Source organism: Paenibacillus sp. IHB B 3415 (assembly GCF_000802655.2).
Classification (GTDB): Bacteria; Bacillota; Bacilli; order Paenibacillales; family Paenibacillaceae; genus Paenibacillus_AQ; species Paenibacillus_AQ phytohabitans.
Genome location: NZ_JUEI01000145.1, coordinates 1 through 6,656 on the forward strand (window position 1 = coordinate 1; position 6,656 = coordinate 6,656).

The window sequence follows — 6,656 nt, forward strand, 5'->3', positions numbered from 1 at the left end:
CATGCTAAGCTCATGCCTACTAAAGCCTACGTTTATTTTCGTATAAAAATATGAATTTATGTGATCTTGTAGTCTTTGTGTAATGTACATATAGAACCTGGAAAATTAATCAAAATGATAAAGGAGGAATAGAGTTGAAGAAAAAAATCTTGGTTCCTATTATTGCGGGATTTACACTTTTACTCGGAGTTTCTGGATCTGCACTGGCCACAACGAGTTTGAATGACAGTTCTGTTTCCGGAGGATGGAGTGAAGAAGAAGGCTATTTTTCAACAAGCAGCTCAAGAGTTTCACCGGCTGCGGAAGTGGTTATGATCCATGACGGCTGGGTAGAAAAAAACCAGTGGGGTCATGAAAGGGCAGCATGCACTACTTGGTGGAAAGATACTTATCATTATTCCCGGGCAAGAATGGAGGGACCCTATTCACTTGATGTGACAGACAGCGGCAGGCAATGGGGATATGTCGATACTTCAGCGGTGTCCCCTTATGCAGATGCGGCTTGGCTGGCAAAAACTTATTATGGCAAAGACGGATAGGCAATAATAAAGTTTGATAATTTGAGAAAAGAGAGATTGCTCCGTTCTATTACGGCAATCTCTCTATTTCGTAAAGAAGGTAATGGGACATGGAAAAGTACCGGTTGCGCAATACAAATACTCTATTAATTGTTGTTTTTTATATTTTATTTAGCTTGATTGTTATTGTCTTCAATTACTATCAAGTCAAACAAACTGAATTGAACCTGTTATCAAGAAGCTTATATAACGAAAATAGTATATTTTTCACCTTAAAAGAAAAGGCAGCTGAAATTAACTGGAGTGAAATCGATACTTCCGAGGATTATACAATATTTTCTGAACTTGGATCTGTTGAAAATAACGGCAGTTGGAAAGAGATACTAGCCATTTATTTTAACAAAAGCACTTATTATCCGCCACTTGCCGACGGCAGATACTTTAACGATACTGATTTTTACACGAATCAGAATCTGGCGGTAATTGGCAAAAATATAGATAAAACTGAACTGCTGGAAGAGAAGGGGGAGTTGTATTATCCTTTTGCAGGAAGGAATTATAAGGTCATTGGGATCATGGGGGCCTCCTATTCGTCAAAGATAGATGATACAGTATTTGTAAATCTTGACTCAGTGATTTCAGATTATTCAATGGATTCAACCGTGTATGTGATGAATATTGCGCATAGTCCAATTACCTCTGAAGGGGAAATTCCCTTCCGTGAAAGGGATATGCCTGTGTACACGTTTGACCGGGGGGGCGGCGGTTCTGTCCGGGCAATGAATATGGGGGGGCAGCAATTAATGCTTTCTTTTCTCGCCTTCATTTTGTTGTTGAGTACGAGTACTATTTGTGCTGGATATTGGATGAACAGGAAGAGAAATGAGATCACGGTTCTTTGGCAATGCGGTATTCGGTTTCAGGTGATCGGAAGGCGGTTGCTGATTTCCTACATTTCTGTAGCGCTTGGTTGTTATCTCTTTGTTGCAGCATGCAGCGCGTTGTTCTTTAAGCAATTACTGTCTTTCAATTGGAATTCATTGTTCCTATTCGCACAAGGGTTAGTGATTGGGTTATTAGCTGTTCTACTATCTGCTGCAATTTCTGCGGGGGTATTCTACGTCCAAATGGTCAAACGGATAACGTTGAAAGGAAAAACTTATAGATGAGAATGATCTTAAGTGAAGTTAAGGAGAGCCTGTTTCGAAAAAAAACATTGTCAGCTCTGCTCCTCATACAGCTTCTCATATTTTATTGTGTGATTTCACTCCTCTTTGTGCAGTTTTCAACCATTCAAGAACAATCATCTGAGGTCAGTTCCTTGTCTGAGATGAATGACTATCAACTCTCGGATACTCTGCTCGAAGATGAGGCTCTGAAGGAATACACCAACCAGCCGGAATTTCTGGTGAATGCAAGCAATCTGTACCGGAACTTAAATGAACGCTTTGATGACCAATATATTTATTTATTCAATCAAGCTATAGCCGTATTGCCGGAGGCAGTTGAGTGGGATCCGAAATTTCTGTATGCATATGAAGAGGGCAGAGAAAGTAAACCTTTCACTATGTTCGGCAATGGTCCCTATTATGCTTCCAAAGCCGTTCAAATGAACTCACATGCCTTTGAGAAATATGCAGTGGAAGTCGAAAATGGGGTGCCATTTGAGAAGGAAGACTTCCACAACACAGATAGTCATACCATTCCGGTCTTGCTTGGTGCAGAATACAAGCCAAAGTACAAAATTGGTGATGTAATCAAGGCGAATTATCTGATGAAGGATTTTGAATTAATTGTAAAAGGATTTCTTCGCTCGAATACAATGGTATTTAATTCGCAATTTCCGGAAATGTTTTTGGACCGTTATATTGTAATGCCGGCACAAACTTTTCAAGCTCCCTCCAGTTCAGAGGATTTTTCATTTCTAAAGAAACATTATATGCAGATTGTCAATGGTCATATTTTTAGTATGGATGATGAATATACAATCGTAAATAAGCTTGAAGAAGTGAAGTATATATCTGATTTCCATGCAACGGAAATACTCGGAGCTCAGAAGCTTCCGTTGAAATACCTGTTTGCTACATTTCAGATAAGCAGCAAGTGGTTGTCAGTAGTAGCCAGTGCAATTTATGTTATTTGCGCTATAAGCATCTCGATATTGATAATAGAGAAAATGCAGCAGCAACTAAAAAATATGATGATTCACTTGATTTCTGGGGCAACAATGAATCAATTGCTCACTTACTATTTAACTGAACTCGTACTTGTTGTTTTTTTACCGGGTATTTTAGTTGTGCTGGCTTATAAGTTCTTAATAGGCCACTCGTTATTGTTATTTATTTTAGTAATAGCTGGTATAATGCTAAGCCTGATGCTTTTATCAGCCCTTACGATTATATGGTGGTTTAAACATATTGATTTCAATAAATATTTAAAACGGATGGAGTGAAGAAAGTGCTTAAAGTTTCTCATCTGCAGAAATCCTTTTTACTGGGGTCCCGAAAAAATGTTGTGCTTAAAGACGTGAATTTGGAAATCCATGCCGGCGAGATGGTAGCTATCATGGGCAGAAGCGGATCCGGCAAAAGCACACTGTTGAATATATTGGCGGGGCTAGATCAAGCAGATAGTGGAAGTTATCATTTTGACAATGCGGATGTACTGGCAATGAATGCTGCCCAGGCTGCGGATTTTAGAAAACGTAATATCGGCTATATTATTCAAAACTCAGTCCTTATCAGTAGTAAGAATGTCTTTAATAACATTGCTTTGCCATTACAGTACAGCAAACACTCTAAAGCTCAAATTAAGGAAAAGGTTTCATTTGTGCTTGCCGCCCTTCATATTAGCGAGGTGGGATTCAGTTCGGTAGAAGTATTGTCCGGAGGAGAAGCACAACGGGTTGCCATAGCAAGATCAGTTATTCAAGAACCTAAAGTAATCATTGCCGACGAACCCACAGGATCTTTGGATGAAGAAACCGAAGATGACATTCTAAGGCTGTTTAAAATGTTAAACGAGCAAGGGAAAACAATAATTATAGTAACGCATAATCAGAAAGTTGCTGACAGCTGCGACCGGATATTCTATATGAATAATGGGAACTGCATCTAATTACTTAATCGGGCTGTACAAGTTAATCTGGCAATACTAAAAGACAAGGCGTAAGCATTTGCTTAGTGTTGTCTTTTCAATTTGTCTAAAACGTGGCGGAATATTGAGAAATAGAGTTGTACGATTCGATTGAAACGTAATTCCGGAATTGACGTACTATGGGTTACATGCAGTTGTAATTTCGGAAGATAGGAGGGTTCACTATTTGAGAAAACTTCAAAAAATCGCCGCTTTGGCTATTGCTGCCGTCTTGCTGCTGCTCTTGATACCGTTGTCCACCAAAGCACAGGCAGAGACATCCCCTTCTTCGTCAGCTACCGCCGGCAAACACGGTCCTGTGTTTATCATTCCGGTGGATCAGGAGATTGAGCGCGGATTGCAGAGCTTTCTGGAACGCGGGTTTCAGGAGGCTGCCAATTACGGCGCGGTTCTGATTGTGCTGGAGATTGACACTCCGGGCGGCCGGGTGGATTCAGCTGAACAAATCGGCAATATGGTCAGGGACAGTAAAATTCCTACCGCGGCCTACATCAAAGGTGACGCCGCTTCCGCCGGCAGTTACATAGCGCTTAATGCTGGCGCCATTATCATGAAGCCGGGCAGTATGATCGGTGCCGCTTCACTGGTAGACAGGAATGGCAATAGCGTGGATGACGCAAAAATGGTATCCTACTGGAAATCCAAGATGGTAGGAGCCGCATCGCTGAACGGGCGTGATCCGGAAGTGGCTGCAGGGATGATGGATATCAACCTGGTGGTGAATAAGCCCGAACTTGGCGTGGCCAAGGAGCAGGGAGAGATCATCGCTCTGAGCAGTGAGGAAGCGCTCCAGGCAGGTTATGCCGACCGTATTGCGGGTACGGCCAATGAGGCCATTTCTTGGCTGGGTTATTCTACAGATGACATTTTTCGCGTTGAGCATACCGGTGCGGAGAAAATGTCGCATTTTCTGACGAATCCGGTTATTATGACGATTCTGCTCTTCGTCGGCATCGCCGGGGTGTTCATTGAGCTGCTGGTGCCCGGCTTTGGGGTGCCCGGAATTATCGGGACGCTGGCATTTGCTCTCTATTTCTTCGGGAACTATGTGGCTGGCTTCGCCGGGGCAGAGACCTTGCTGCTGTTCATTCTGGGACTCGTAATGCTGGTGCTCGAGCTGTTTGTGCCAAGCTTTGGTATTCTGGGGCTGCTTGGCTCCGTCAGCCTTGTGGCGGGTGTTGTAAGAGCTGCTTACAGCTTTACGCATGCGATGTTCAGTCTGGGCATTGCTTTTTCGGCAGCGGCAGTGGTGATTGTGATTGTGGCTGTGGTCTTCAAGGAGCGGGGGATCTGGAACAGGTTCATTCTTCAGGATAGCCTCACCAAAGAGCAGGGGTTTGTGCCTGTGACGGAGAAGCTGAGTTTGATCGGAGCTTCTGGAATCAGCGTAACTCCGCTGCGCCCGGCCGGAACTGCCACCATTGGCGGCGAGCGGATTGATGTGGTGACAGAGGGCGGATTCATCGACGCGCAAACCGCTATTTCGGTGGTAAAGGTCGAAGGCGGCCGGGTGGTCGTGAAGGAATCCGTGAAATAGCTGTACCTCTGTTATGAGCTGGCAGCAACGTGTAATACTGTATGGAAATAAGGTTAATCCCAAAAAATAACGGAGGTTGTAAAGCGTATGATGGAAGCATCTATGATTACTTTTTTGCTGATCGCGGTTGTCGTGATCATTGTACTAAGCGTCTTCTTCAGCTTCTTCCCGGTCATGCTGTGGGTGTCGGCCTGGGCATCGGGCGTTCGAATCAGCATTATTACGCTGGTAGCGATGCGGCTGCGCCGGGTAACGCCAAGCCGGATTGTCAATCCGCTGATTAAGGCGACCAAGGCAGGGCTGGGTCTGAATATCAACCAGCTGGAGAGCCACTACCTTGCCGGAGGGAATGTAGACCGGGTAGTTAATGCGCTGATTGCGGCACAGAGAGCGGATATTCCGCTGGAATTCACCCGTGCTGCAGCTATCGATCTGGCCGGACGCGATGTGCTGCTGGCGGTTCAGATGAGCGTTAACCCGCGGGTCATTGAAACTCCGATTGTTGCGGCTGTGGCCAAGAACGGGATTGAGGTAAAGGTCAAAGCGCGGGTAACCGTCCGGGCCAATATCGACCGTCTCGTCGGCGGCGCCGGTGAAGAAACGATTATTGCCCGTGTCGGCGAGGGGATCGTAACTACAGTGGGCTCCAGTGATTCGCACAAGGATGTGCTGGAGAATCCCGATTCCATCTCGCGGACGGTATTGTCCAAGGGTCTGGACTCTGGTACGGCTTTTGAGATTCTGTCTATAGATATTGCGGATATTGATGTTGGGAAGAATATTGGCGCGTACCTCCAAACCGAGCAGGCGGAGGCGGATAAGCGCATCGCCCAGGCCAAAGCGGAGGAACGCAGAGCCATGGCTGTCGCCCACGAGCAGGAGATGAAGGCCCGGGTGGTGGAGATGAAGGCGCTGGTGGTTGAAGCCGAATCCCAGGTACCGCTTGCGATGGCCGAAGCGCTGCGCTCCGGCAAGCTTGGTGTAATGGACTACATGAATCTCAAAAATATTGAGGCCGACACGCAGATGCGCGGCTCCCTCGGTAAATTAAACGACGGGGACGACAGCAGCCGTCCGCCCCACAAATAAAGGGATGTGATTTCCCATGAGCAGCATACTCTACATCGTGGTCATTGCGGTGATCGCGATCATCAGTAACTGGAACAAAAATAAAGGCAAGTCCGCCCCGCGCGGCGGCATGCCTACCTTTGGCGGCGGCGGGGGCGAAGGCAATCCGTTACGACGCCCCCGTGCTCCCGCCCGGACAGCGGATAGCGGACGCCCTGAACGGCCGGGCAGCGGATTTCCGGAGCCCGGCGGGCGCCGGGGGGATTCGGGCCGGCCTGATCCTGCGCCGGAAGAGCGGGGGTACGATGCTTCGCCGGCGTGGCCGGAGCGGCCAGAGCTGCCTTCGCCTGACTATGAGACAGGCGAAGGGATGTCCA

6 protein-coding genes and 1 pseudogene are annotated in these 6,656 nt (G+C 46.3%); all 7 read left to right on the top strand.

Translation table 11 applies throughout. The features are described from left to right. Positions 1-134 precede the first annotated feature (134 nt). Positions 135-539 (top strand): hypothetical protein, encoded by a 405-nt coding sequence (locus tag QW71_RS37530; protein WP_052770571.1) that lies wholly within the window; start codon positions 135-137, stop codon positions 537-539. A gap of 89 nt (positions 540-628) precedes the next feature. Next, positions 629-1,687, top strand: coding sequence for an ABC transporter permease (locus QW71_RS35320; RefSeq protein ID WP_039310438.1), 1,059 nt, complete (start codon positions 629-631; stop codon positions 1,685-1,687). Beyond that, positions 1,684-2,970: a hypothetical protein gene (locus QW71_RS35325; RefSeq protein WP_039310440.1), complete on the top strand. Its 1,287-nt coding sequence runs from the start codon at positions 1,684-1,686 to the stop codon at positions 2,968-2,970. Before QW71_RS35320 ends, QW71_RS35325 begins: the two co-directional genes overlap by 4 nt. Positions 2,971-2,975: 5 nt before the next feature. Continuing rightward, positions 2,976-3,635 (top strand): ABC transporter ATP-binding protein, encoded by a 660-nt coding sequence (locus QW71_RS35330; RefSeq protein WP_039310442.1) that lies wholly within the window; start codon positions 2,976-2,978, stop codon positions 3,633-3,635. Between the two features lie 205 nt (positions 3,636-3,840). Next, positions 3,841-5,211: a nodulation protein NfeD gene (locus QW71_RS35335; protein ID WP_039310444.1), complete on the top strand. Its 1,371-nt coding sequence runs from the start codon at positions 3,841-3,843 to the stop codon at positions 5,209-5,211. 87 nt (positions 5,212-5,298) lie between these two features. Then, positions 5,299-6,300 (top strand): flotillin-like protein FloA, encoded by a 1,002-nt coding sequence (gene floA / locus QW71_RS35340; RefSeq protein ID WP_039310446.1) that lies wholly within the window; start codon positions 5,299-5,301, stop codon positions 6,298-6,300. A gap of 16 nt (positions 6,301-6,316) precedes the next feature. Beyond that, a pseudogene (locus tag QW71_RS35345) lies at positions 6,317-6,656 on the top strand (hypothetical protein); the annotation flags it as partial.